We start from the raw sequence: 26373 nt of genomic DNA, 5'->3' as shown, positions 1-26373 counted from the left end.
CCTCTGGCCATATCTCTCCCCTTCAAGGCCCCTAGGTTCGGGGCTGCAAACAAGGACAGCTAGACATGTATCGCTACTCCGAGTTCGACACAGCATTTTTGGCAGAACGTAACGCGCAGTTCCGCGCCCAGGTCGAGCGTCGCATTGACGGCTCGTTGACCGAAGACGAATTCAAGCCGCTGCGCCTGATGAATGGGCTGTACCTGCAACTGCACGCCTACATGCTGCGTGTCGCCATTCCCTATGGCACGCTGAACAGTGCGCAGATGCGTCAACTGGCGCTGCTGGCCGAGAAGTGGGACAAAGGCTATGGCCATTTCACGACGCGTCAGAACATCCAGTACAACTGGCCAAAGCTGAGCGACGTGCCGGATATGCTGGACGCGCTGGCCGAGGTTGGCATGCACGCCATACAGACCTCGGGCAACACCATTCGCAACGTGACCGCCGACCACTTTGCTGGCGCCGCTGCGGATGAGGTCGCTGATCCCCGCCCTTACGCCGAATTGCTGCGCCAGTGGTCGACCGACCACCCGGAATTCCAGTTCATGCCGCGCAAATTCAAGATCGCCATCACTGGTAGTGAAAACGACCGCGCCGTGATCAAGGCGCATGACATCGGCCTGCAACTGGTTGAGCGTGACGGCGTTCTTGGCGCTCGCGTCATTGTTGGCGGTGGCCTTGGCCGTACGCCCATGATCGGCAAGGAATTGTCCGAATTCGTCGCCTTTGAGGACCTGCTGGCCTATCTGGAAGCCACCGTTTCCGTATGGAACCAGATTGGTCGCCGCGACAACAAGTACAAAGCACGTATTAAGATCACCGTGCACGAGCATGGCATCGACGCTATCCGCGCCAAGGTTAACGAACGCTTCCTGAAGGTCCGCCCGCAGTTCAAAGGCGCGGACATGAACCTGCTGGAAGAGATCAAGGGCCACTTTGCACCGCCTGCCTTCCGCCAAGCTTCGGTCGCGTCGTTTGAAAGCTCCTATACCAACGATCCGGTTTTCCGCTCGTGGGTCGATACCAACATCGCGCCGCACAAGGACGCGGACCATGCGATTGTCACGATCTCGATCAAGAAGCATGGGGCAACGCCGGGTGATGCAACTGCCGAGCAAATGCGCGTGATGGCCGATCTGGCCGAAGGGTTCGCCTATGACGAGCTGCGCATTAGCCACGAGCAGAACGTGATCCTGCCGCATGTCCACAAATCAGACCTGCCCGCGATCCACGCCAAGCTGAAGGAATACGAACTGGCAACCGCCAATATCGGTCTGATCAGCGATATCATCGCCTGCCCCGGCATGGATTATTGCGCGCTGGCGACGGCGCGTTCGATCCCGGTTGCTCAGGAAATTGCGACGCGGTTCGAGGACCTGAAGCTCGAGCATGACATCGGCCACCTGAAGATCAAGATCTCAGGCTGCATCAACGCCTGCGGTCACCACCATGTCGGCCACATCGGCATTCTGGGTCTGGACCGCGCAGGCGTGGAAAACTACCAGATCACTTTGGGTGGCGATGCGACCGAAACTGCGGCAATTGGTGATCGCACCGGTCCGGGCTTTGCCTATGACGAAATCGTTCCTGCCGTTGAGCGCATTGTCGACACCTATCTGAACCAGCGTGCAGGCGCAGAGGAGACATTCCTGGAAACATATCGCCGGGTGGGCATGGCGCCGTTCAAAGACGCCCTCTACCCCGAGGCCCGAGCAAATGCCGCTTGACCTGATCCAGACGGAACTGGGCCGGGACAGACGCGAACTGACTGAACGTGTCGAAGACCTGAATGCCCGGTTCCGGCACCACAGCGCTCATGATGTCATGCATGGGGCGATTGATGAGATTGATGAGCTTGCTCTGGTCTCGAGCTTTGGTGCGGAATCCGTCGTGCTGTTGCATATGGCGGCGGTGGTGAACAAGGCAACGCCCGTTCTTTTCGTGGACACGCAAATGCTGTTCACCGAAACGCTGGAGTACCAGCAGGAGGTGAGCGAGCGTCTGGGGCTTACCAACATTCGCATCATCCGGGCCGAGGATGCAGAAGTTGAGCGCGAAGACCCATACGGTGCGTTGCGCCTGCGCGACACGGATGCATGTTGTAACCTGCGCAAGACTTTCCCGCTGCAAAAAGCACTGGTGGGGTTCGATGGCTGGATAACCGGACGCAAGCGATTTCAGGCCGGCACGCGCGCCGCGCTGGAATTCTTCGAGGTCGAGGACGGAACAGGCCGGATCAAAGTCAACCCGCTGGCCCATTGGGCGCCCGAGGATGTGCGGGCCTATATGGAAGAAAACAACCTGCCCCGGCACCCGCTGGTGGCCAAAGGATACCCTTCGATCGGCTGTGCGCCCTGCACCTCGCCGGTCAAAGAGGGCGAAGACCCCCGCGCCGGACGCTGGCGCGACCAGAACAAGGAAGAATGCGGCATCCATTTTGTCGATGGCAAGATGATGCGCGTCGGAGAGAAAACATGAACGTAATCGTAACGGATGAGGGCTTTTCGCCCGATGACTGGACCGACGGCTTTGTCACTTTGGATGACGCCGCCAATGACGTGGTCGCGCTGGACGTCAGTTCCGAGACAGACCCGGACGAACTGTTTGACCGGCTGGGCGGCACCAGGCTGGTTCGGGTAGACTTCCCCTCCTTCGCAGATGGTCGCGGATTTACCATCGCCCGCACATTGCGCCTGAAGGGCTACAAAGGCCGGCTGCGCGCCAAAGGGCATGTGCTTGCCGATCAATACGCCATGGCGCGCCGCAGCGGCTTTGACGAGGTCGAGATCGACGGAGAACTGGCAGGCCGCCAACCCGAAGATCAGTGGCTGGCCCGCGCGAACTGGAAAGAGAATAACTATCAGGCCCGCCTGCGCGGCTAATCCCGCACTTGCCAGCTTGTGACGCAAAGGGGGCAATCTGTCCCCTTTTCCTGACTTGGATCAAAGATTAAACGGAGATGTCGGTTTAGCAGACCGGCAGGTAAACGATGACAGAGATGAAGCCCGTGAGCGAAGCAACCGCAGTAAAAGTCCCCGTCCTTCCGGACGCGCAAACCGTAACCGACGTCAAACACTGGACCGACAGCCTGTTTTCTTTCAAGGTGTCGCGCCCGGCCTCGTTGCGGTTCCGCTCGGGCGAATTTGTGATGATTGGTCTGCTGGGTGACAACGGCAAGCCGTTGCTGCGCGCCTATTCCATCGCCTCGCCCTCGTGGGATGAAGAGCTGGAGTTTTATTCGATCAAAGTTCAGAACGGCCCGCTGACGTCGAAATTGCAACATATCAAACCGGGTGATCAGATCATCTTGCGTCCCAAACCGGTTGGCACATTGGTGCATGACGCCCTGCTGCCCGGCAAACGCCTGTGGTTTTTTGCAACCGGCACCGGCTTTGCACCTTTTGCCTCGCTGCTGCGTGAACCACAGACCTATGAGGATTATGACGAGGTCATCATCACCCACACCTGCCGCGAAGTGGCAGAGCTGGAATATGGCCGTCAGCTGATCGACAGCATCCGTCAGGACGAACTGTTGGCCGAACTGATCGGTGAAGGATTTGCCGACAAGATCCGCTATTACCCGACCACCACACGGGAGGAGAGCCCCAAGATGGGCCGCATCACCACCCTTCTTCAGGATGGCACCGTATTTTCCGATCTGGGTATTGATGGCGGCATCAAGCCTGAAACCGACCGTGCAATGGTCTGCGGTTCGCTGGCTTTCAACCTGGATATCAAGGAAATTCTCGAGGGGTTTGGTTTGCGTGAAGGCGCTAACTCGGAACCCAAGGAGTTCGTGATCGAAAAAGCCTTTGTCGGCTAAAGCAACCCTGCGTTCAGGGCTTTGCCGCCTTGAACGCGAAAAACACCGGCAGAAAACAAGTTTTTTCGCATTACCCTGTATTTATGCCGCTTGAAGTGCGGTCTCGCCCGGTTTAAATTCCGGGCTCGAAATTCTGCAATCATCAAAGGAATGAACCCATAGCTCGCAGACCTCACAACGCGCCGCCTCAACGTGAAACCGGCCCGCGCGTAAATGAAAGAATCCGTGCCCCCGAAATTCGCCTGATTGGTGCCGAAGGTGAAAACGTCGGGGTGGTTCATCCCGCCAAAGCCATGCAGATGGCCGCAGATGCAGGTCTTGATCTGGTCGAAATCTCGCCCAATGCGAACCCACCGGTCTGCAAGATCATGGATTTCGGCAAGTACAAGTACGAAACGCAAAAACGCGAAAACGAAGCGCGCAAAAAACAAAAAGTCATCGAAGTGAAAGAGGTCAAGTTCCGACCGAACACCGATACGCATGACTATGACGTCAAAATGAAGAACGTCTTTAAGTTTCTGGAAAAGGGCGACAAGGTCAAAGTCACCCTGCGCTTTCGTGGCCGTGAAATGGCACACCAGAACCTGGGTCGCGAATTGCTGGAGCGTGTGGCCGAAGACATCAAAGAGGTTGGCAAGATCGAAAACATGCCGAAGATGGAAGGCCGTCAGATGGTCATGATGATCGGCCCGCTTCCGCATAAGTAATCTGCTTAAAAGACAGAAACGATCAAAGCCCCTTCGCTGCCGAAGGGGCTTTTTTGTTCAGGTCGCGCGTCTGCTTCGTAACCAGTTGACCGCATCTCTGAAGTCGAAAAGCAAGGAAATTATGTCAACGATCAGAAGCACCCAAAGAAACTTGATAAAGGCAATGCTCAGGGTCGCATCGGAAAACAACAAAAGCGTTACGATGACAACCAGTGGAACCCAGCACAGAATGTGCGGCAAAGCCATCGCACCGCTCATCCCGCGCGCAACCGCCATGATGGGTATGTTCAGCGCCATACCGGTAATCGCCAGAACAGCGATGAGCATCCCTTGAGGCTGATCCAGGAAAGCAAGCGGAACCAAATTAACCGGCACCAATATTACGGCCACCCAGATCTGCACCCAAAGGGGAAGCGCACGGAAACTGCGCCAAATATCCAGCACTATTGATTTCGCCTTTTCAGATACTTCTCCCGCGACACTAACAAATAACCTGCGGGCGAACAGTGCGCTCACGGTAATGTCAAAGCACGGCGGAAATGGCGCGTTCCAGTTTGCTGACGAGTTCGCCTATCTGTTCCTCTTCGATGATAAAAGGCGGCGCCAGCAGGACATGATCGCCGTTCCGGCCATCCCGCGTGCCTGCCATGGGATAGCAAATCAACCCTTCAGCCAGTGCTGCCTTTTTCACCTTACCTGCGATGCCGCGTGATGGATCAAAAGGTTCCTTGGTGTCACGGTCAACGACCAGTTCAACACCTCGGAACAACCCACGACCACGGATATCTCCCACGTTCGGGTGCTGTCCGAATGCTGCCTCAAGGGCAGATTGCAGCTTGTTGCCCATGACCCCGGCACGCGCAGGTAAATCCCGTTCGGTCAACTCACGGACCACCGCCAATGCGGCGGCTGTGGCGACCGGATGACCGACATAGGTGTGCCCATGCTGGAAAAACCCTGATCCATCGCGGATCGCGTCATAGATTTTACCGGTGCACAGCATGGCTCCGATAGGTTGATATCCGGCCCCCAACCCCTTGGCGATACACAAAATATCTGGCGCGATGCCGTCATGATCGCAGGCAAACAGGTGACCGGTTCGGCCCATACCGCACATCACCTCATCCAAAATCAGCAACACACCATAATGGTCGCAGATTTCGCGAATACGCTTGAAGTACCCTTCAACCGCCGGGACCGCGCCAAGGGTGGCCCCAACCACTGGTTCGGCCATAAATGCCATGACCGTATCGGGACCCAACCGCAGGATTTCAGATTCCAGTTCATTCGCCACACGCTGGCCATAGTCAAAGCTGTTCTCGTCTTCCGATTTTTCGGCATATTCGTAGCAGGCAGAGATATGCGTCATCTCGATCAGCATCGGGGCGAATTGCGCCCGTCTCCATGCGTTACCCCCAGCGGACAAAGCCCCCAAAGTGTTGCCATGATAGCTTTGCTTTCGCGCGATAACGTGACGGCGTTCAGGTTGTCCGATTTCTAGAAAGTATTGGCGCGCCAGTTTGATTGCCGCTTCGGTCGCCTCGGACCCGCCCGAAACAAAATACACCCGGTCCAGATCCCCCGGCGCGTGCCGGATCAACAATTCAGCCAAAGCCTCGGCCGGTTCCGATGTCATGAACCCGGTATGTGCAAAAGCGATCTGTTCCACCTGTTGCTGTACCGCTTGGATCACGGCCTGATTCGAATGGCCCAGACAAGACACCGCCGCATCACCGCAATCCAGGTAACGCTTGCCCTTTGCGTCGATCAGATAACAGCCATCACCGCCGACCGCGACAGGAAGGTCCGATTTCGTGTGACGTGGGAAAACATGACTCATTTCTGTGCCCTTCCAAGCAATTCGACTAATGCAGCGACCGAAGCCGCGTTATCTGCCCACGGCCTGCCATCCGGCCCCGTCAGACTGTTTTCAAACCCAACCCGCACGTCACCACCGCGTCGCGCAGCCTCAGCCAGACAGGCATGTTCTTGCGTTCCAAAGGCGCACACCATCCAACGGGCCGGGCATTCTGGAAAGGCGTCGAGATCGGCAGGCACAGATTGCTGGCCATCGCTGTATCGCCCCAGAACAAGCAAACGATCTGTCTGATCCGCCTGTACGATGCCCAAAGCGAGCCACTGTTCCAGTAAACGTGCGTCCTCAGTATCATACAAGATATGCTGAACCCGTGTGCCCTGATCCGCACATAGTGCATAGACCCTGGGCGCAAGGTTCAGATCGCGGGCGATTTCACGCACCGAGATTGATGCCCATTCAGGTCGCACCTTTTGCAAACAGTCCAGTTGCGATGCCACGTCGAACTGCCCGGCAGCTTCGGTCGTGATCTGTAGCTCCATTTTTGGAACCTCGCGCTGCAATTCCGCAAGCGTTTCCCGGTACAATCCGGCGTCCAGTGAATGCCGTCCGTCTGCATCCCTAATATGCAGATGCAACCCATCCGCACCTGCGGCATGGCAATCCCGCGCAGATATGACGATCTGATCAATCCTGAGTGGCAAGGCGGGATGATCCAACGCGTTCCGCCGGGCACCGTTTGGCGCAACTAGAATGTAGGGCCTGTCCGAGCTGTCAGTTGTTATTGATGTCATAGCACCACCCAAGTCTTTGCCCTCAGTTAGATTCGCTGGATGATGTTTTCAATTTACACAAAAGAAAACATATGTTTCTTTTCGACATGACACCCACCCTTACAGCCTTGACCAGCCAAATCCGACGCGAGATCGACGGAATGCCTGCGCAGATGCAAGTCGCAGCGAAATATATCATCGACCATCCAGGTGATTTCGGCCTGAACCCGGTCCGAGCGACAGCCGACCGGATCGGCATCAGCACCAGTGTTCTTGTTCGACTGGCGCAGCGTATGGGTTTCGACAGTTTTGACGCCTTTCGCCACCCATTTCGCCTTGCTCTCACAACCGACAGTGAAGACAGGATTGGTCAGGAATGGTTAACCACGTCACCCAGACAAGACCCTTTCAATGACGCACAGGCCAGATTTGCGCGCAATGAGATGAATGTTGTGTCCCGATCCCTGCGCCTGATGGAGCCGCAATTGGCCAAGCGTGCCGTTGAATACATGGTGTCTGCACGTCGTTGTTATGTGACCGCCACAAGGTCCAGTCATGCGCTGGCCTATTATTTTCACTACGCCGGCCGCATGGCCCATCCCGGATTACAGCTGATACCAAGACACATGGGCTCGGCTGTCGATGACCTGGTCGAGGCCACGTCCGAGGATTGTTTGTTTGCCATCACCGTCCATCCCTATTCCGCAGATACGATCCATTCGATGCGTTTTGCCCGCGACCGGGCCATGAAGATTGTGTTGCTGTCGGATAGCGAGGTGATTGCACCCGGCGTCAACCCAGATGTCGTTCTGCCCGTCAGCACCCGCACTTTACATCCGTTTTCTAGCTTTTCTGGCGCGATGGCGGTTCTGGAATGCCTGCTCGGACATCTCTTTGATGCAGGAGGAGACGCCGCACGGGATAGGGTCGAACAGTTTCAAAAAGCCCGGGAGGACACCGGCGCGTATTGGCGACCCGGCGTATTGCCAAGGATGAGAAAACCCTAGAATATCAATAATACATTGGCCGCAAGTACGGTGTGATACGCCATATCACGGACCTTGGCGGCGGTCAGTCGTTTCTTTTCGCCCGCGGCTGAGGTCTGGTCGGGATTTCCTTCAACAATCCGCCAACCCCCATTCCGGCAATATCTGCACCTGTTGTTTCAATCCCGCATGCGACACGCGACAGCACCCAATCCGCCCCATTCAACGCCGGAGAGCGCGCGCATCCCGGCAAGCCGATCACAGGTCGGCCCTGCAAGTCCCCAAGAAACAGCAGGTTTCCCGGATCAACCGGCATACCAAAGCGATCAATCGTCCCGCCAGCCAGCCGAACGGCCGACGGTGCGACATCGTTGGGATCCGAGGTGGCCGATCCCGTCAATATCATCAGAAGATCGCCTTTCCCCATAGAAATCGCGCTGGTCAAGGAATCTGTTCGATGCGGAACAATCTGCACCTCCGCAAGCTCCATTCCCAATGCCTCGACCCGTCCCTGAATGGCCGCAATCCCCTTTTCGTTCGGTGGGCCACCGGGAATTTCCGTGACAACAAGCCCGGCTGTCCGATGGGCAGGCCGCGCCAAACACACAGCCCCTTGTGCCAGACCGGCGGCACGCTGAACATCAGCCTCTGGCACGGCATATGAGATGACCTTGATGGTCGCCACCATGCCGTTCGCACCCATTTGCTGGTACTGCGGAACGGTCGCAACGGTAATCATTGGATTGACCAGATTGAACAATTCAAGTGCACGAACATCGAGCACGGCAACCCCTGGCCCCTCGGCCAAAAGGTTTACCCGCCCGGTAAATGCCTCGGTAACCCGCAAGTTGGCTGATGCCGGATCAGGTGCCAGCGCAGACGCCAGCTTACGTGCCGCCTGATCTTCATGGCAATCACCGGAATCCAGTCGGGCAACAATGACCTCGCTTAGACCAGCCTTTACGAGTTGCGCCACATGTTCCGAGCGCAATTCAAGCCCCTTGCGAAGCTTTCGCCCATCCGCTGTAACCGAATGCGCCAGAATGGCCCCCTCTGCCCGGGACACCGGTACAGGCCCAAATTTCATACTTTCCCTCGAAGAACTGCAGTGATTTGCGCCAGTATCGCAACCGCGATTTCCGAGGGACCGGCGGCCCCGATATCCAAGCCAATGGGCCCATGAATGCCAGAGATTTGCGCATCGGTGAAACCGGCCGCTTTCATACGCTCAATGCGCTTGGCATGGGTGCGTGTTGACCCTAATGCACCAATATAGAACACATCGGCGTCCAATGCGGCTTGTAGCGCCGGATCATCAAGTTTTGGGTCATGTGTCAGCAAGACAATCGCGGTCCGCGCGTCCAATCCCAGCTTCGCAACGGCTTCATCCGGCCAATCCGTCAGGATCGTTTCACCGGGAAAACGTGCACTAGACGCAAAGGCGTCACGCGGGTCGATAATGGTTGGATCATAGCCCGCAATCCGCGCCATCGGCACCAGAGCCTGCGCGATGTGAACCGCCCCAACAACCAATAACCTCAGCGGCGGGTTGTGCACTGCGACGAAGGTCTGGCCATCCTCTTCGAACCCTGACCGATCCATACGCAGCCTGTCGGCATAAGCATTGCGGCGCAACGCCCTGCGCCCGGTCTCGATGTTGACTTCGTAGGCAACTGGCTCACGAGCGGCCCGAGCGGCAACCAGTTCCGCCAACATAGATTCTGGCAGGACTTCTCCTATGGGTTCGACAAGAATGCGTATGGTCCCCCCACAGGCCAAACCAACCGCGAAAGCATCGTCGTCACTGACCCCGAATTCAAGTAAACGCGCTTCACCTTCATCAATGGCTTCAAGCGCCTCGACGATAACAGCACCTTCAACACATCCGCCAGAAACGGAACCTTCGATCCGACCATCGCCGCCAATCACCAATTGGGATCCCACCCGCCGCGGTGCACTGCCCCAGGTTTCGACAACTGTAGCGAGCGCCGCGCCGCGCCCGCTGCGGTGCCAGTCAAGCGCCGTTTCAGGACTGTTGTCGAATCGCTCCATCGGAACCTCCGGATGACCTATGACACCAACATAAGCGGGAATTGCGTGATGAAAAGCGCATCAGGCTTACCAAAAGGTCTATATTGAACCCCATAAGGCAACGCCATTGCCCGAGTCATATTCAACTAATCATAGCATTGATTATTTGTGACCCGAGTTCTAGCCTGTGCAGGCAACCGACATCAGGTCTGGCTTGCATACCATACAAATCATAGATCGGAGACATGCAGTTGAAACGATTTCTTGCACTGGGCGCGGCAGTTGGTCTTTTGACTTCAACCGCAGCGTGGGCTGACACATTCCAACGCTATGGAGAGGTTGAAGGCTGGAAAGTCTTCATCGACACTGAAAAGAAATCCTGCCTGATCGAGGCGGTGGATGATGCGGAAAACGTCGTTCAGATGGGCCTGACCGAAGATCGTGGCGTGGGATATGTCGGCATCTTCACCAAGGCTGAAACCGATATCAAACGTGGCGAGACGCAAGAAGTCGCCATCCTGCTGGGCGACAACATATATCTGGGTGAAGCGACCGGCATGAAAGGTAACATCACCAAAGGCTATTCCGGTGGTTATGTTCTGTCGGACAGCCCACAGTTCGCGGATGATCTGGCCAAGAAGAAGGTCATGATCGTGTTTCCCGAGACATCCTACGCCTTCACCGTCGATCTGACAGGCACTTACAAAGCCATGGAGATGGCCCGCAAGTGCAATGAAGAACAGCTGTCGTAAGCTGCTAGTCGGAAAGCGCGGCCATCAGCCGTGCTTTCTGCCCCTCATCGTCGGGTTGTGAAATCGCTGCGGCCAAGTCTTCGAGTGAGGCAATCGAATGCCCTGCGCGAAAACTGTCAACATGCGGTAGCATCGCGGCAACCCCTTGCGCCCTGGGCGCGAACCCGTCCCAACGCAACAAGGGATTCAACCAGATCAGGCGTTTTGAGGACAGGTGCAGACGCTCGATCTCTTTCCTGAGGAGCTCGGGATCACCCCGCTCGAGCCCGTCTGTGATCAACAGAACAACCGCCCCCTGCCCCATCACCCGGCGTGACCAGTCCCTATTGAATTGATGCAGGCACTCTCCGATACGCGTGCCGCCCTCCCAATCCTGCGCCTCGGCCCCTGCTGCGGCAAGTGCCGCGTCTACATCCCGTTGGTGCAGGTGGCGCGTTATGTTGGTGAGGCGTGTGCCGAATGTGAAGGCATGGACCTTGGCCCAACCCGCTCCCTTGGCGTTGGACACTGAATGCAGGAAATGCAGGATGATCCGACTGTACTGGCTCATCGAGCCGGAAATATCGCAAAGTGCGACAAGATTTGGCCAGCGTAGTTTGGGCTGTAGCCTGGCAATTTCGCGCAACTCACCCCCTTGCCGCATGGCCGCGCGCAATGTGCGGGCACGGTCGATGCGGTGCCCCAAATGACTTGTCTGCCCGCGGCGTGATTCAATTGGCTTTACCGGCAGTGTCATCCGCGCCAATACGCGCTTGGCCTGCGCGATTTCGGCCGTGCTCATCTGCTCGAAGTCCAGATTGCGCAGCCGTTCCTCGGATGAGGCGGTCTGGGTCGCGTCGATTTCGATCTCGGTTTCGCCTTCCTCTTGCCCGGCAGCGTCCGGCAAATCACGCTCAACCCCGTCCAGCAGTGCCTCAGCCGCGCGCTTTTCACCGGCGTCGGCCTTGCGCTCCTCCTGAACGCCCCGAATTGCAGGAAGCATCATCGCCATCATGTGTTCCATGTAACGCGGGTCTCGCCAGTACATTCGGAAGACTTGCGCAAAAATCACGCGGTGTTCCGGGCGGTTCACGAAACAGGCGTGTAAGGTCCAGTAGAAATCCTGTTTCTCGGAAAAACCTGCCGCCTGCACGGCACGAATAGCGTCGATCACGCGACCGGGTCCGATTGGCAGCCCAGCCTTTCTGAGTGCGCGGGCAAAATGGGTGATGTTGTGCGCCAGCTTTGGGTTGTCCGGGATATCCAGCGGAAGTTGTTCGGCCATCAGACGTTACGGGGGCTCTGCCCCCATATCCCCGGAGTATTTGAAAAAAGATGAAACATCAGACCGGTTCGAGCGTGGCCTTGGCCTCGTCGAGGATGCGTTTTGCCTCGGACCCCTGAAGTTTTTGAATGTCGTCCTGATATTTGAGGATCGCACCCAGCGTATCCCCGATCACCTCGGGGCTGAGGTTCATCACATCCAGCGCCAACAGGCATTTCGCCCAGTCGATGGTCTCGGCCACACCGGGTTTCTTGAACAAATCCTCGGTGCGCAAACGCTGAACAAAGGCTACAACCTCGCGACTGAGTGCTTCCGCAGCTTCAGGCGCACGGGCGTGCAGGATTTCGAGCTCACGCTCGAAGTTGGGGTAATCGACCCAATGATAGAGGCAACGGCGCTTGAGAGCATCGTGCACTTCCCGCGTCCGGTTCGAGGTGACGATCACGATGGGCGGTTCAGGTGCTTTTATAGTGCCAAGTTCGGGGATGGTGACCTGAAAGTCACTGAGCGCTTCGAGCAGAAACGCTTCAAACGGTTCGTCGGTCCGGTCCAATTCGTCGATCAGCAGAACTGGCGCTCCGTTTTCGTCCGGGCGCATCGCCTGCAACAAGGGGCGTTCGATCAGGTATTCGTCCGAGAACAGTTCAGTCTGCAACGCGCCCCGGTCGGCCCCACCCGCGGCCTCAGCCGTTCGGATCGCGACCATCTGCGCCGGAAAATTCCATTCGTAAACAGCTGACGACGCATCCAGCCCTTCGTAGCACTGCAACCGGATCAGGCGCCGGTTCAACCCGGATGCCAGAGCCTTGGCGATCTCGGTCTTTCCAACCCCTGCTTCGCCTTCCAGGAACAACGGGCGTCCAAGCTTCAGCGACAGGAACACAACCGTCGCAAGGGCACGACCGCAGACATAGCCCTGACGACCCAGCATCTGCTGCACGGCATCGATGGAATCTGGCTGTGTCATGGAACCCCTCTCTGCTTTAGGGATAAACAGGTCATGCAAGTGTCTGGGCGTCAAGGCCTCAACCTTGGACAGAGCTACGACGTTCAGGTCGGTTGACAAGATTTTTTTTGTGCCTTGCGCGGACGCAGTTGGTCTTTCGCAACAGCTATGCTAGCGGAAGGCCATGACCGACACCCTTACGCTCCGCCGCCCCGACGACTGGCATCTGCATCTGCGCGATGGCGCGATGCTACAGGCCGTCCTGCCCGAAACCGCGCGCCATTTCGCCCGTGCGATCATTATGCCGAACCTTGTACCGCCGGTTGTGCGCGGCGATCAGGCCGCCGCCTATCGAGACCGCATTATGGCGGCTCTGCCCGATGGTATGACGTTCGAGCCGTTGATGACCCTGTATCTGACCGAAGATACAGATGCCGCAGATGTCGCAGCGGCCCATGCCAACGGTCTGATCAAAGCCGTCAAGCTGTATCCTGCCGGGGCTACCACCAACTCCGCCTCGGGTGTGCGCGACTTCGACAAAGTGCGCCCGGTGCTTGAGAAGATGGCCGAAATCGGCCTGCCCATGTGTGTGCATGGCGAGGTGACGGATCCGGAGATCGACATATTTGACCGCGAAGCCGTATTCATCGACCGTGTTCTGGATCCGATCCGCAGATCGACTCCGGGCCTGCGTGTTGTGATGGAACATATCACCACGTCCAATGGTGTGGATTATGTCAAAGCCAACGCGGTTGATCTGGGTGCAACGATCACGGCGCATCACTTGATTATCAACCGCAACCATATCCTAGTTGGTGGCATCAAACCGCATTACTATTGCCTTCCTGTTGCCAAGCGCGAGGAACACCGTCTGGCCCTGCTATCCGCCGCAACATCGGGCGATGCGCGGTTTTTTCTGGGCACGGACAGTGCCCCGCACACGGATGCAAACAAGGAAATGGCTTGTGGCTGTGCGGGCTGTTTTACGGCGACCAACACCTTGTCTCTGGTGGCTGAAATGTTTGACCGGGAAGGTGCATTGGAAAAGCTGGAAGGCTTCGTGTCGCTCAACGGGCCGGGTTTCTATCGCTTACCGGTGAACCAGGATATGATTACCCTGACCAAGGGTGAGCCCGTTTCGTATCCCTCAAAGATTGAAACAGGCGATGGACCAGTGACTGTATTTGACCCGGGCTTTCCGTTGCACTGGTGCGTGGCTTAACCCGCCATACGTTCGGCCAGATCGCGGGCACGTCCCCCAGTGCGCAGCATCGACCAGATCGTGTCCGCCTCATCCGCACCGATCAGCTTGGTCGCTTTGTCGCGCACGCGATCCTCACGGTCCGACAACGACACTGTGTTCAGCAGATCATGCGTCGCTTCGCGGCGAATGCCATCGCGACGCAGCAGGGACAGATGCGCCTGCGTTTCTGACAGGCTGTCATCTGCCTCGACCGTGATGCGGTCGCGCAAAGACGTTATACGCGGGTCGACGCAGACCTTGTCGGTGAAACTACCTGGCAAAGCCGTATCATATCCCAGCGCCTGCATCGCGATCACTGTCCGATAGGAAAACTTGGCCCCCAGTCCGGTTGTCGGTGACAGTTGATTGCACACACTCATCCAGCGCGGATGAGTCTTAATCTGGATCTCGGCGACCTCTGGCTCCGCTATGTCCAACTCCCGCGCGGCTTCCAGCGCGGCGTGAAGACCGTGGCAACAGGCGTGAAACTTGTGGCTGACCGTTTCAAACAGCCATTCATCGCCCAACCCATCCAGAGCAGTTTGATCCGCTGCACCTTGATGCGTTGCCCCAAATCCATAAGGACCCTCCAGCGCGTCGGCGTTGGCCTGAAAACCGCGCTGTACCAGCAAGGCCGTCTCGACCCCTGCTGAAGCGGCAAGTCCGGCGTTATACGGCTTGCCCATGGTTCCGAACTGCGCCTTCAGCCCCGCCGCACGCGTCGCCGTCAGACCCAGAACCATTCGCATCTGGTTTGCGTCAAAACCCAGCAAACGGCCAACAGCGACTGCCGCCCCAAAGGCACCGGATGTCGCCGTCTGGTGAAACCCTGCCTGATAGTGACCGCGCCCCAGCCACAAGCCAATTCGGATTGAGGTTTCCATACCCACCAAAGCGGCTTCGAGAAAGTCGACAAGAATACGGTCATCCCATTCGGCCACCGCAAGGGCTGCAGGCAAAATGGCGACGGAAGGATGCCCGATATGGGCGAAATGCGTGTCATCGTAATCCAGCGCGTGAGACACCGTGCCATTCACCAACGCCGCACCACGTAGCGGCGCCGGGCCGCCGCCAAAGAGATGCGACTGAGGGTTCCCGCCCTCGGAAAGTATCATGTCGCGAACCGTGGTTGAGACGGGTTCGCGCGCGCCTGCCCGGCCCACAGCGACCCAGTCAAGAACAGATAGCGATGTGACGATTCGCGCCTGAGACGACGTAGAAATCGGCCCTGCCGCAAAAGCGGCCAATGATACTGTAAATTCCGTCATACGCGTAGTCTAGCGTGCGCCTGACAAGGGTAAAGACCTAGCTGTAGAGTTCTTGCGCGCGCGCCTCGAACGCGCGCACGATCCGATGCATGGCTTCGTTGAAAACCACACCGATAATCCCTTGCAGGATGGCGTTCTTGAATTCGAAATCCACATGGAACGAGACGTTGCAGCCCCCATCAGGCGCGTCCTCGAACTGCCAGTCGGATTTCATGTATTTGAAGGGGCCGTCCAGGTATTCGGTGTCGATTTTCTTTTGATCCGCAAACAGGGTTACCTTGCTGCCAAATCGTTCCCGGAAAACCTTGAACGAGATGATCAGATCGGCCTCCATCACCTCAGCCTCTTCCATCGCATAGGTCTTGCGAATGCGGGCAGCAGCGCACCACGGCAGAAATTGGGGGTACTTGGCCACATCGGCAACCAGGTCGTACATCTGCTGGGCTGTATACGGCAGGTGGCGGGTTTCCGAATGGATAGGCATGAGGTCCGGTATTTGCAGGTGACAATGGCGCGTCATGTCGTATGTTGCGCGCCAAAGATCAAGGGGGCTGCGATGACTGACCGCGCATATGTGATAGATGAGATGATCTCGGCAAAGGCCATCGCCGCTCGAATCGAGGAGCTGTGTCGCGACATTTCGGCAGAGTTCAAAGAAACAGACAAGCTGGTGGTCGTGGGTCTGCTGCGCGGCAGCTTTGTTTTCATCGCCGACCTTGTGCGCGAACTTGACCTTCCGATCGAGGTGGATTTCCTTGAAGCATCTTCTTACGGAGACGCGATGGAAAGCAGCAGGGAAGTTCGCATTCTCAAAGACTTACGCGGCGCAATTGAAGGGCGCGACGTGCTGGTTGTCGAGGATATCGTTGACACAGGCCATACGTTGAACCATGTCACCAAGTTGCTGCAAAGCCGTAACCCCGCGCGCCTGAAATCCATTGCCTTGCTGGACAAGCCGAGCCGCCGCGAAGTGGATTTTCGATCAGACTGGATCGGTTTTGAGATACCCGACGAATTTGTCGTGGGTTATGGAATTGACTATGCTCAACGCAATCGCAACCTGCCCTATATTGGCAAAGTCCGCTTTACGGACGAATAGCCCGAGCGGGCCTTTTCCGGCCTCGTACTCAGACCCGATTAAAAATTCATTATTTAGAATATCAATGGACAACCATCGCCTCGTTGCTTTACCTTTCGGGTAGTCACAGGAGGATTTTTGATGAAGCGTCTTATCTCGATAGCGGGCGTCTTTTTGGTGATCGTCTCCCTTGCAAGCGCGTCATATGCAAAAGACAACAAGGGCAAAGGACAAGGTGCCAACAAAACCAAAGTAGAGAAATCCATTAAGTCAAACGGCAAGGCTGTTCCGCCCGGTCAAATCAAACGATACACCCGAGGTCAGAAATTACCGGACGACCTGCGTTTTGACTATGTTGACGACCTCGACAACTGGAAGCTCAAACCGCTGAAGCCGGGGCAACGGTATATTCGGGTCGACGACGAAATAATCTCGATATCAGATGATACGAAGACTGTAATAGAAGCTGTTGGAATCGTTGGCGATCTGATGAATTGAAAGCCTCGGTCCTAGCAGTCGCGGCCTAACACAGCTTCGATGGCCCTCAGAAATATCCCGGTCCCAATCGGAATAAGCGCATCCGGGAAATCATAGTCCGGGTTGTGCAACTGGGGTTGGTCACTTCCCGACCCCAACCAGAACATGGCGGTTTTCGCGCTTTTTCCAAACTGGCCGAAATCTTCTGAAAACCGCTGTGGCTGATCGACCAATCTGCAAAAAACGCCCTGCTCCGTGCAGGCCTTGGACAGGATCGAAACTGCTTCCGGGTGATTGGCACAAGCCTCAAACACTTCGTCATAACTGATTTCGACCGCCAGCCCTTCGGCTTTGGCCGTTTCGTGGACCAACGATTCAGCGTCGCTGATCAGCTGCGCCATTCGCGCGTCCGTGACTGTGCGAAGCGTCACCCACAGCTCGGCCTGCCCCGGTGCTACTCCGACCGTGCGCTCACCCAACGTGGCATGTGTGACGGTGGTCAATGCGTAGTCGTCATTCAGATCCCCTCCGCCACCTAACGCGGTCAAAGCCGGCATCAGACTTGCCAGCGCACTGGCAGGTGACACCCCATCTTGCGGAGCAGCGGCATGCGACGTCTTTCCAGTCAAAACAATCTGCATCCCGCGTGAGGCACAGTTAGAAGGACCGTCACAAATTTCGACCGCGCCCAACTCCAATCCTGGTAAGTTGTGCAAAGACAGTACGAGGTCGGGCGCAACCCCGGCGAACTGGTGATCAGCCCGGAAAGCGATTGCACCATGGCCGGTCTCTTCTGCTGGCTGGAAGATCAATACGACGCGGCCCTTCTTGGGGCGGAGATGTTTCAACCCGTCTGCTACGCCCAGAACCATAGTCATATGCCCGTCGTGGCCGCATAAATGACCTTTGCCCGCGACCTGTGATACATAGGAATGGTCCGCCAACTCCTGGATCGGCAACCCATCCAGTTCGCAGCGAATGCCCAGGGTGGGACCAGGTTGGCCACTTTCGAAAACGGCGGCAATCCCGTGCCCACCTATTCCGGTCAGGACATGGTCAGCGCCTGCGTCGCGCAGAAGTTCAGCCAACCGTGCTGCGGTATTCTTTTCCTGTCCCGAAAGTTCAGGCTGTTGATGCAGCTCGTGGCGCAGACATGTCAGTCGCGCGATCTGATCCGGTGTCACGCGTGTTGCAGCTTTTCTAGACGCGCCGCGCGCAGCCGGGCAAAATCATCACCAGCGTGATAGGAAGACCGGGTCAACGGTGACGCAGATACCATCAGAAAGCCTTTGCCGTAAGCTGCCTTTTCGTATGACGCGAACTCGTCGGGTGTTACGAAACGATCAACACCGTGGTGTTTCGGTGTTGGTTGCAGATACTGGCCAATCGTCAGAAAATCGATATCCGCCGCGCGCATGTCATCCATGACCTGACGCACCTGCTGTTCGTTTTCGCCAAGCCCAACCATGATGCCAGACTTGGTAAAGATCGACGGATCAAGTTCTTTCACCCGCTGCAAAAGACGCAGTGAATGGAAGTACCGCGCGCCGGGGCGAACTTCGGGGTACAAACCCGGTACGGTTTCCAGATTATGATTGAAGACGTCCGGCTTTGCCTGAACCACAATTTCCAGAACGTCAGCATCGCATTTCAGAAAATCGGGCGTCAGAATCTCGATCGTGGTTTTGGGAGAGCGGTGCCGCACCGCGCGGATGGTCTGAGCAAAATGCTCGGCACCGCCATCACTCAGATCATCCCGATCAACGGAGGTGATAACCACATGGTTCAGGCCAAGTTTTTCGACCGCATGTGCCACCCGGCCGGGTTCAAAGGCGTCAAGGTCGTCTGGGCGGCCAGTAGCGATATTGCAGAATGTGCAGCCACGGGTACAGATCTCGCCCATGATCATCATGGTGGCGTGGCCCTGGCTCCAGCATTCGCCGACATTGGGGCATCCCGCCTCTTCGCAGACTGTGACCAGATTATTGTCGCGCATGATCCGGCGCGTATCTGCATAACCTTTGCCGCCGGGTGCCTTGACCCTGATCCAGTTCGGTTTCTTGGGCTGCGCATTATCCGGGCGGTGCGCTTTTTCCGGATGGCGCTGTTCGGGGATCTTCAGATCTCGCACGGGCAATATTCCTGACTTTAGGTCAATCTTGTCGCTCATAACATAAACAGATGTGCAGTGTTACACCAGCGGCGCATAGCCGCTATGCAACGCCGCCGCGCATGAGCGAAAACGAGATTGTAAAAATCCGTTTCACCGCATGTTTTCAATGAGTAATGAGAAGAGGTTATTAATTCAAAATGCGGCATATCGTCGATTGAAGGCAGTTTAGAACTGTTTTAAGTCACGGCAAAATCACAGGTGAATCACAGGAGCTTGAACATGAAATCCGGCGCAATACTGCCCAACGTGACCTTTCACACCCGTGTCCGCGATGACTCAATCGAAGGACCAAACCCATTCCTTTGGGAAGACAAGACCACCGCTGACTATTTTGCCGGAAAACGCGTGATCCTGTTCTCATTGCCCGGCGCGTTCACGCCCACCTGTTCGACATATCAACTGCCCGGCTTTGAAAACGGATATGGCGATTTCATTGCCCAGGGTGTCGATGAAATCTACTGCATGTCTGTCAACGACAGCTTTGTGATGAACAAATGGGCGCAAGATCAGGGCCTGACCAACGTCAAGGTCATTCCGGATGGATCGGGCGAGTTCACCCGTAAAATGGGTATGTTGGTTGACAAGGACAATCTGGGCTTTGGCATGCGGTCATGGCGCTATGCTGCCATCGTAAACGACGGTGTTGTCGAAGCCTGGTTCGAAGAACCTGGCCTGATGGATAACTGCCCCGAAGATCCCTATGGCGTGTCTTCGCCCGAAAACCTGATGAAACATCTTCAGGCGATGGCAGAACCCGAACTGGCTTGAGTAATAACAAGACGAAAAAAGGCCCGTTTTAACGGGCCTTTTTTTGTACCTTCAGCCAATCATGCGGTCGCGTTCAGCCTGATCCCGATAGTGACGTTTCAGCCGTTGTAACGCGATCCGCAGAACAATCTTTCCGGATCGTGCCGACCAACCCATGCGTTTTTCCGCCAGTTCCAACCCTTCGAGATAGCAACAACACCGCAGGGCAACATCACTTAGTCCGGGGCCAAGGTCAGACAGGGCCCGCGCCACGCGGTCCCGCGCATCCGATGATCCCTTTCCTCCGTGGCTTTCACTGTCATAACTGCTGCGGCCACCAGCCGTTAGAAACCGCTCCCAGTTCTGTGAAACCTGAGGACCAATCTGCGCCAACTCGAAATCTTCGCGCAACCGCTCTCCTGCGCTGACAAGCGATTCATCCAGAAAAGGCTTGCCATCGCGGTCGCGTCTGCGTGCAAGGGCAACCAACGGGCTTTCCGTGGCGCTATAGCGAATGCGCCTGATCCGGTCAGTCGCCCCACCCGATGTTTTTGCCTGAAACAACGACTGAGCTTCGGCAAATCCGACTTCGGTCCCCACCCGCGCCTTGTTTTCCGCTTTTGCGATCAGGTGGCTCAGTGCCGTTCGGCCAGCCGCAGAAATTCTGTACCGTGAAATGCGACCGGGGTTATCGCAGGAAATCCAGTCCTTTAAGGCCAGAGCCTGAGCGATCTCGCAATCGACGACCGCGGTTCTGGTCGCTCCGGCGTTGCCGGTGTCACGAACGACTACCGCTTTGTCCATTTCTTCAGCCACGGCAAGAACCGAACCTGTCTCGCTCAGGCGGCGCAGAATGCGCAATGCCTCTCTTTCGAACGCCTCTTCCTGGGCAGCTTCATCCGCGATCACGACCGAGTCGCCTGCGTCGTCGGGCATGGAAAAATGTGTTTCTGCCAGCGACTGCAACGCCGCATCCACCAAAGGATCGTCACGGCGCATCTCGATACGCCGGATTTGCCGGAGGATGGTTGACGCATGGCAACCTGCCGATCTCGCGATATCGCGGATCGAGCGTCCGGTTTCGGTATGAGCAAGGTATCTTTGCGCCCCCTCTGGAACCCATGCCGGAATGGTGAAAGCCATGTTGTTTTCCATGATTATTTGCCCTCGTCGACAAAACAAAATGTCACTTTTCGCCCTCGGATAGCGGGTTAACCAAATCTAACTAGAGGTCCATTCGTTACTCGTTCGTTAACCGCACAAGGCACGAACCAGATTTGATTCAAAAAGATAAACAGTCGTGAAACCATCGTTCGGAGAGGCTGTCACGCAGGCAACACCCGCTTAGGTTGTGCATTAAATAGTCCGGTAAACCTTCAGACACAGGACACGTAAGATGCAGGACCTGATGACAATGATCTCAACGCTTCACCGCCCACGCATGTTGGCAAGAGCCGCCAATTTCGGAGCGAGAGAGTACAACCGGGACAGGCATTTGCAACGTATTCTGGGATACGGGTCATTGCCGGGTTCAGGTCAGGCCCTACTGCGACTGATGGAGATGGAAAAAGAGGTGAATGAACTGCGCAAAGAAGATGATGCCGCATACTCTCTGGTCCGGCATCTCGACATTCTTATCGCGCTGTTGGGTGAGGCGCGGCTGTATGAAGCCAACCGCGCCCCGGTCCTTCAATAATTAGGAAAACGCATCCGGCATGGAGGCCTTTTTCTCGGCGATATAGGCTTCCAGCGCTGCGGCTGTATCCGGCTCCATATGCGGTTGCTGATAATTCGCCAGCAGGTGTTCAACCCGCACAGAGGCTAGAGCCCGCGTATCACGCGCACCTTCTTCCTGCCAGGTTTCATATGGCTTGTAGTCCAGCAGATCGGACTTCCAGAACGATTCCTTGAAGTTCGCCTGCGTGTGGGCGCATCCTAGATAGTGCCCGCCGGGGCCAACTTCCCGGATCGCATCCATGGCCTGCGCGTTGTCATCATAGGCCACGCCCTTGGCCAGCGAATGCAAAACGCCCAACTGGTCGGCATCCATAACAAATTTCTCGAAGTCGGCCACCAGGCCACCTTCCAGCCAGCCGCAGGCATGCAGCATGAAGTTCACGCCAGCCAACAGACCCATGTTCAGCGAGTTCGCTGTCTCATAAGCCGCCTGCGCATCCGGAAGTTTCGAGCCGCAGAACGACCCTGCGGACCGATACGGCAAGTTCAGACGCCGCGCCAGCTGACCCGCGCCATAGGTGATATGCGAAGCTTCCGGCGTACCGAAGGTCGGCGCGCCAGAATTCATGTCGATCGAGGTCACGAATGCCCCAAAGATCGCGGGAGCACCAGGACGGACGATCTGGCTGTACGCCACACCGGCAAGAACCTCGGCCAGAACCTGGGTCAAAGTACCGGCCACCGAGACCGGCGCCATCGCACCGCCCACAATAAAGGGCGAGATGATGCAGGCCTGATTGTTGCGGGCATAGACTTCCAGCGAGCCCATCATCACATCGTCGAATGTCATCGGCGAGTTTATGTTGGTCAGCGACGTCATCACCGTGTTTTGCTGGACGAATTCCTTACCGAACAGGATTTCGCACATTTCAACCGAATCCTGCGCCCGGCTGGGATCGGTCACCGAGCCCATGAAAGGCTTGTCCGACAGAGTCATATGCGCCTTCAGCATATCCAGATGGCGCTTGTTCACCGGAATGTCGGTCGGTTCACACACCGTACCGCCCGAATGGTGCAGCCACTTGGACATATAGGCAAGTTTCACGAACTTGTTGAAGTCGTCCATCGTCGCGTAACGACGGCCGCCTTGTGCATCGCGCACGAAAGGAGGGCCGTAAACCGGGGCCAGAACCATGTTCCGGCCACCAATCACGACCGACTTCTCGGGGTTGCGGGCATGTTGGGTGAACTCGCTGGGCGCTGTTTTAATCAGCTCACGAGCAAGGCCGCGCGGAATGCGCACGCGTTCACCGTCGATATCCGCACCCGCGTCGCGCCAGCGTTCCAGAGCGGCAGGGTTATCAACAAAGTTAACACCGATCTCTTCCAACACGGTTTCCGCGTTGTTTTCAATGATCTCCAGTGCCTCTTCGTTGAGGATTTCAAAGTTCGGAATGTTGCGTTCGATGTATTTCGCGGTCTCGATACGAACTGCAGTCCGCTCGGCACGGCGGGCAGCGCCACCGCCACCTCTCGCCCTGCGCCGGGTGTTTGCCTCGGTCATGAGAAGATCCCGTGTTGTTGGTTAGATTGAGCGTTTGATACAGGTTTGCCGGGGCGCAAGCATAGGGATTGCGGCACGTTGGGGGGAAAAGCGACATTGCCGCGCGGCAATCCGGCGAACCGGCCGCCAAGGGTGAAATCTGGAATTGGAAAGCGTACCCTTCTGCCCTGTCCATGTGCGCCGACGGAGCCACCGGTGGAAACCCTCGTGTCAAAAATCATTGCAGTGATCTTTTTTGATTCCCGCGCTGGAATCGGACCTCGCTCTTGCGAAATGTGCGGGCTTGCCCTAAGGCGCTGACATGACCCAGACATCCCACGACCGCCTTCTGATCATCGACTTCGGCAGCCAGGTTACGCAGCTTATTGCCCGCCGCCTGCGTGAGCTGAATGTCTATTGCGAAATTCACCCTTACCAGAATGTCACGATGGATTTCGTGCGGGAAATGGCCCCGCGCGCGGTGATCTTCTCGGGCGGGCCGGACAGTGTGACGCGCGAGGGCTCGCCCCGTGCTCCGCAAGAGATTTTTGACTATGGCGTGCCGATTCTGGGCATCTGTTATGGCCAGCAAGTGATGATGCACCAGCTTGGCGGCAAGGTCGAAAGCGGCCATGGCACGGCCGAGTTTGGTCGGGCTTTTGTCACGCCAAAAGACAAACTGGCAATTCTGAACGGCTGGTTTGACGACGGGGATGAACAGGTCTGGATGAGCCACGGCGACCACGTCAGTGAAATCGCACCGGGGTTTCAGGTCTTCGGCACATCGCCTAACGCGCCCTTTGCGATCACAGCCGATCCGTCGCGTCACTTCTATGCCGTGCAATTCCACCCCGAGGTGCACCACACGCCCAAGGGCGCGAAGCTGTATGCGAACTTCGTCAAGCTGGCCGGTTTCAAGGGCGACTGGACCATGGGGGCCTATCGCGAAGAAATGATCCGCAAGATCCGCGAGCAGGTTGGCGACAAGAAGGTCATCTGCGGTTTGTCGGGCGGTGTTGACAGCTCGGTCGCGGCGATCCTGATCCACGAGGCGATTGGGAACCAGTTGACCTGCGTCTTCGTCGACCACGGGCTGTTGCGCAAGAACGAGGCGACAGAAGTCGTCGGCATGTTCCGCGACAACTACAACATCCAGTTGATCCACGCGGACGAATCCGAACTGTTCCTTGGCGAGCTTGAAGGGCAAAGCGACCCGGAAACCAAGCGCAAGATCATCGGCAAACTGTTCATCGACGTGTTCCAGAAACACGCTGACACCATTGAAGGGGCCGAGTTCCTGGCGCAAGGGACGCTTTATCCGGATGTAATCGAATCGGTGTCATTTTCGGGCGGGCCTTCTGTAACCATCAAATCGCACCACAATGTCGGTGGCTTGCCGGAAAAGATGGGGCTGAAGCTGGTCGAGCCCCTGCGAGAGCTGTTCAAGGATGAGGTTCGCGCGCTTGGCCGCGAACTTGGCCTTCCACAGAGCTTCATCGGACGTCACCCTTTCCCCGGCCCTGGTCTGGCAATCCGCTGCCCCGGTGAAATCACCCGCGAAAAACTGGGCATCTTGCGTGAAGCTGATGCGATCTTTATCGACCAGATCCGTAAACACGGCCTCTATGACGACATCTGGCAGGCTTTTGTTGCCATCTTGCCAGTGCGGACCGTAGGTGTCATGGGCGACGGGCGCACCTATGACTACGCCTGCGCGCTGCGGGCCGTAACATCTGTCGATGGCATGACCGCAGACTACTACCCGTTCAGCCATGAATTCCTGGGCGAAACGGCAACGCGGATCATCAACGAAGTCAAAGGCATCAACCGGTGTACCTATGACATCACATCGAAACCCCCCGGCACCATCGAGTGGGAATGACCGGCGGGTGTCTGCGTAAAACTTAACTGATTGAGCGGCAAAACGCCCTACTCGTTAAAGCCTTTGTACCGGGCAGTCACCTATGCGACCTTGAATCTGGCGCACCTTCGGCGTTTGATTAGCCGGACGAACCTAGTCTGCTTATCATAAGCGCTTGGCTTTGCGGTCTTTTGGCAGCGCGGCCCCGCGACGAACCTGAGGGACGCTCGAAATGAGCCATGCGCAGAAAGACGTAATCAAGGCCGGTCTATGGATGACCGGCGCGATCGCCTCATTCTCTTCCATGGCGGTTGCAGGGCGTGAACTGAGTTCTGCGCATGATACCTTTGAAATCATGATGTATCGCAGCATCGTTGGGTTCGTTGTTGTTGCAACTGTCCTGACTGTGACTCGCAACTGGCAGCAAGTTTCGACGGAACGGCTGGGATTGCACGCCTTACGAAACACCTTACATTTCACGGGGCAAAATCTCTGGTTCTACGCCGTGGCAGTGGCTCCCTTGGCGCAGGTATTCGCGCTGGAGTTCACACAGCCGCTTTGGGTAATCCTGCTCTCGCCGCTGTTTCTGAACGAACGGTTGACGCCGCTCAGGTTGATAGCGGCGCTTATCGGGTTTTCGGGCGTTCTGATCGTCACGCGCCCCGGCGCTGCCCCTTTGAGCCCCGGCCTTATGACAGCCGCCGCATCCGCAGTATTCTTTGCGTTTACAACGATTACCACCAAGAAGCTCACGCGATTTGCCAGCATTGGGTGTATTGTTTTCTGGCTGACTACAATGCAAGCAGTCCTTGGAGCCACAGCCGCTGGCATCAATGGTCAGATTGCGCTTCCGACAATGCAGACCGCTCCCTATCTGATTTTGGTTGGGCTGGCGGGTTTGCTGGCGCATTTCTGTATTACCAATGCCCTATCCATAGCCCCGGCAACCGTGGTCATTCCCTTTGATTTTGCACGTCTTCCGACAATCGCAGTAATCGGGATGCTCCTCTATCATGAACCCATCGACCATTGGGTACTGATCGGCGCTGCCGTCATCTTTACTGGCATTTTCCTGAACATCTGGTCCGAAAATCGTAACAGTTTGGCAACAGTTCAGAACTGTAGTGGCAACAAGTAACGCACCGTCACCAGTTGACCTTAAACTAACTGAAAAGAAAGTATCGCGCATTACACACGGGTAAGCG

Annotated in this window: 27 protein-coding genes; 14 read left to right on the top strand and 13 right to left on the bottom strand. The window is 56.6% G+C overall.

The features are described 5' to 3' along the window. The first annotated feature begins 65 nt into the window (after positions 1-65). The 5 genes from AC2FNC_RS01445 (at position 66) to infC (ending at position 4533) form a co-directional block, all read left to right on the top strand. On the top strand, positions 66-1730 hold the full coding sequence (locus tag AC2FNC_RS01445; protein ID WP_496714447.1) for a nitrite/sulfite reductase: 1665 nt from the start codon (positions 66-68) through the stop codon (positions 1728-1730). Beyond that, a complete protein-coding gene (locus AC2FNC_RS01440) occupies positions 1720-2481 on the top strand; it encodes a phosphoadenylyl-sulfate reductase (RefSeq protein WP_480909271.1) in 762 nt (253 codons plus the stop codon). The genes AC2FNC_RS01445 and AC2FNC_RS01440 overlap by 11 nt, the downstream gene beginning before the upstream one ends. Continuing rightward, positions 2478-2885: a DUF934 domain-containing protein gene (locus AC2FNC_RS01435; protein ID WP_496714445.1), complete on the top strand. Its 408-nt coding sequence runs from the start codon at positions 2478-2480 to the stop codon at positions 2883-2885. The genes AC2FNC_RS01440 and AC2FNC_RS01435 overlap by 4 nt, the downstream gene beginning before the upstream one ends. 107 nt (positions 2886-2992) lie before the next feature. After that, the gene (locus AC2FNC_RS01430; RefSeq protein WP_209504075.1) at positions 2993-3826 is read left to right on the top strand and encodes a ferredoxin--NADP reductase; all 834 of its coding nucleotides are present in this window, start codon (positions 2993-2995) and stop codon (positions 3824-3826) included. Positions 3827-3942: 116 nt separating this feature from the next. Continuing rightward, entirely contained in the window at positions 3943-4533 is a 591-nt protein-coding gene (gene infC, locus AC2FNC_RS01425; protein WP_480476723.1) for a translation initiation factor IF-3, read from the top strand. Positions 4534-4590: 57 nt separating this feature from the next. Here infC and AC2FNC_RS01420 read toward each other — a convergent pair whose 3' ends face one another. From AC2FNC_RS01420 to AC2FNC_RS01410, 3 genes are all read right to left on the bottom strand, one after another. Next, a complete protein-coding gene (locus AC2FNC_RS01420) occupies positions 4591-4977 on the bottom strand; it encodes a hypothetical protein (RefSeq protein WP_496714443.1) in 387 nt (128 codons plus the stop codon). 79 nt (positions 4978-5056) lie between these two features. Further along, entirely contained in the window at positions 5057-6373 is a 1317-nt protein-coding gene (locus AC2FNC_RS01415) for an aspartate aminotransferase family protein (RefSeq protein WP_496714441.1), read from the bottom strand. Then, on the bottom strand, positions 6370-7143 hold the full coding sequence (locus AC2FNC_RS01410; protein ID WP_496714439.1) for a beta-keto acid cleavage family enzyme: 774 nt from the start codon (positions 7141-7143) through the stop codon (positions 6370-6372). The genes AC2FNC_RS01415 and AC2FNC_RS01410 overlap by 4 nt, the downstream gene beginning before the upstream one ends. Positions 7144-7214: 71 nt before the next feature. Here AC2FNC_RS01410 and AC2FNC_RS01405 point away from each other — a divergent pair, with 71 nt between their 5' ends. Then, positions 7215-8129: a MurR/RpiR family transcriptional regulator gene (locus AC2FNC_RS01405; protein ID WP_480624972.1), complete on the top strand. Its 915-nt coding sequence runs from the start codon at positions 7215-7217 to the stop codon at positions 8127-8129. Positions 8130-8193: 64 nt separating this feature from the next. On the opposite strand, the gene AC2FNC_RS01400 is transcribed toward AC2FNC_RS01405, so the two are convergent. After that, entirely contained in the window at positions 8194-9195 is a 1002-nt protein-coding gene (locus AC2FNC_RS01400; protein ID WP_496714436.1) for a molybdopterin-binding protein, read from the bottom strand. Next, a complete protein-coding gene (locus tag AC2FNC_RS01395; protein WP_496714434.1) occupies positions 9192-10160 on the bottom strand; it encodes an XdhC family protein in 969 nt (322 codons plus the stop codon). Before AC2FNC_RS01395 ends, AC2FNC_RS01400 begins: the two co-directional genes overlap by 4 nt. Before the next feature lie 230 nt (positions 10161-10390). On the opposite strand from AC2FNC_RS01395, the gene AC2FNC_RS01390 reads away from it, so the two are divergent. Next, positions 10391-10891: a hypothetical protein gene (locus AC2FNC_RS01390; RefSeq protein ID WP_496714433.1), complete on the top strand. Its 501-nt coding sequence runs from the start codon at positions 10391-10393 to the stop codon at positions 10889-10891. 4 nt (positions 10892-10895) lie between these two features. On the opposite strand, the gene AC2FNC_RS01385 is transcribed toward AC2FNC_RS01390, so the two are convergent. Both AC2FNC_RS01385 and AC2FNC_RS01380 read right to left on the bottom strand, forming a co-directional pair. Further along, positions 10896-12155: a vWA domain-containing protein gene (locus tag AC2FNC_RS01385; protein ID WP_480553363.1), complete on the bottom strand. Its 1260-nt coding sequence runs from the start codon at positions 12153-12155 to the stop codon at positions 10896-10898. A gap of 58 nt (positions 12156-12213) precedes the next feature. After that, positions 12214-13122 (bottom strand): AAA family ATPase, encoded by a 909-nt coding sequence (locus AC2FNC_RS01380; protein ID WP_480553362.1) that lies wholly within the window; start codon positions 13120-13122, stop codon positions 12214-12216. Positions 13123-13285: 163 nt separating this feature from the next. On the opposite strand from AC2FNC_RS01380, the gene pyrC reads away from it, so the two are divergent. Continuing rightward, positions 13286-14323, top strand: a complete 1038-nt coding sequence (gene pyrC / locus AC2FNC_RS01375) for a dihydroorotase (protein ID WP_496714430.1) — start codon at positions 13286-13288, stop codon at positions 14321-14323. On the opposite strand, the gene AC2FNC_RS01370 is transcribed toward pyrC, so the two are convergent. Together AC2FNC_RS01370 and AC2FNC_RS01365 are read right to left on the bottom strand one after the other, a co-directional pair. Next, a complete protein-coding gene (locus AC2FNC_RS01370; RefSeq protein ID WP_480553361.1) occupies positions 14320-15612 on the bottom strand; it encodes an MmgE/PrpD family protein in 1293 nt (430 codons plus the stop codon). The genes pyrC and AC2FNC_RS01370 overlap by 4 nt on opposite strands. A 37-nt stretch (positions 15613-15649) precedes the next feature. Beyond that, positions 15650-16096, bottom strand: a complete 447-nt coding sequence (locus tag AC2FNC_RS01365) for a type II toxin-antitoxin system RatA family toxin (RefSeq protein ID WP_480553360.1) — start codon at positions 16094-16096, stop codon at positions 15650-15652. Between the two features lie 72 nt (positions 16097-16168). Here AC2FNC_RS01365 and hpt point away from each other — a divergent pair, with 72 nt between their 5' ends. Both hpt and AC2FNC_RS01355 read left to right on the top strand, forming a co-directional pair. After that, positions 16169-16711 carry a hypoxanthine phosphoribosyltransferase gene (gene hpt, locus AC2FNC_RS01360; RefSeq protein ID WP_480516838.1) on the top strand — a complete coding sequence of 181 codons (543 nt, stop codon included), beginning with the start codon at positions 16169-16171 and terminating at the stop codon, positions 16709-16711. 120 nt (positions 16712-16831) lie between these two features. Next, on the top strand, positions 16832-17188 hold the full coding sequence (locus AC2FNC_RS01355) for a hypothetical protein (RefSeq protein WP_480553359.1): 357 nt from the start codon (positions 16832-16834) through the stop codon (positions 17186-17188). Positions 17189-17199: 11 nt separating this feature from the next. Here the strand turns inward: AC2FNC_RS01355 and AC2FNC_RS01350 are convergent, their stop codons facing one another. Continuing rightward, entirely contained in the window at positions 17200-18351 is a 1152-nt protein-coding gene (locus AC2FNC_RS01350; RefSeq protein WP_496714427.1) for an amidohydrolase, read from the bottom strand. Further along, positions 18348-19298, bottom strand: a complete 951-nt coding sequence (lipA, locus tag AC2FNC_RS01345; protein WP_480472469.1) for a lipoyl synthase — start codon at positions 19296-19298, stop codon at positions 18348-18350. The genes AC2FNC_RS01350 and lipA overlap by 4 nt, the downstream gene beginning before the upstream one ends. Positions 19299-19559: 261 nt before the next feature. On the opposite strand from lipA, the gene AC2FNC_RS01340 reads away from it, so the two are divergent. Further along, positions 19560-20108, top strand: a complete 549-nt coding sequence (locus tag AC2FNC_RS01340) for a peroxiredoxin (RefSeq protein ID WP_496714425.1) — start codon at positions 19560-19562, stop codon at positions 20106-20108. A gap of 51 nt (positions 20109-20159) precedes the next feature. Here the strand turns inward: AC2FNC_RS01340 and AC2FNC_RS01335 are convergent, their stop codons facing one another. Then, positions 20160-21242 carry a DUF6456 domain-containing protein gene (locus AC2FNC_RS01335; protein ID WP_480472465.1) on the bottom strand — a complete coding sequence of 361 codons (1083 nt, stop codon included), beginning with the start codon at positions 21240-21242 and terminating at the stop codon, positions 20160-20162. Positions 21243-21483: 241 nt separating this feature from the next. On the opposite strand from AC2FNC_RS01335, the gene AC2FNC_RS01330 reads away from it, so the two are divergent. Then, the gene (locus AC2FNC_RS01330) at positions 21484-21783 is read left to right on the top strand and encodes a DUF6477 family protein (protein WP_496714423.1); all 300 of its coding nucleotides are present in this window, start codon (positions 21484-21486) and stop codon (positions 21781-21783) included. On the opposite strand, the gene AC2FNC_RS01325 is transcribed toward AC2FNC_RS01330, so the two are convergent. Beyond that, complete coding sequence (locus tag AC2FNC_RS01325) at positions 21784-23328, bottom strand: trimethylamine methyltransferase family protein (protein WP_480472461.1); 1545 nt, start codon at positions 23326-23328, stop codon at positions 21784-21786. A 301-nt stretch (positions 23329-23629) separates the two neighbouring features. Here AC2FNC_RS01325 and guaA point away from each other — a divergent pair, with 301 nt between their 5' ends. Further along, positions 23630-25189, top strand: coding sequence for a glutamine-hydrolyzing GMP synthase (guaA, locus tag AC2FNC_RS01320; RefSeq protein ID WP_480553353.1), 1560 nt, complete (start codon positions 23630-23632; stop codon positions 25187-25189). Between the two features lie 211 nt (positions 25190-25400). Further along, a complete protein-coding gene (locus AC2FNC_RS01315) occupies positions 25401-26306 on the top strand; it encodes a DMT family transporter (RefSeq protein WP_496714420.1) in 906 nt (301 codons plus the stop codon). Positions 26307-26373 lie beyond the last annotated feature (67 nt).

This window comes from Ruegeria sp. BHSA123, from assembly GCF_059613425.1.
Note: the sequence above shows the minus strand (reverse complement) of the source record. Positions and strands in the feature narration are given on the sequence as shown.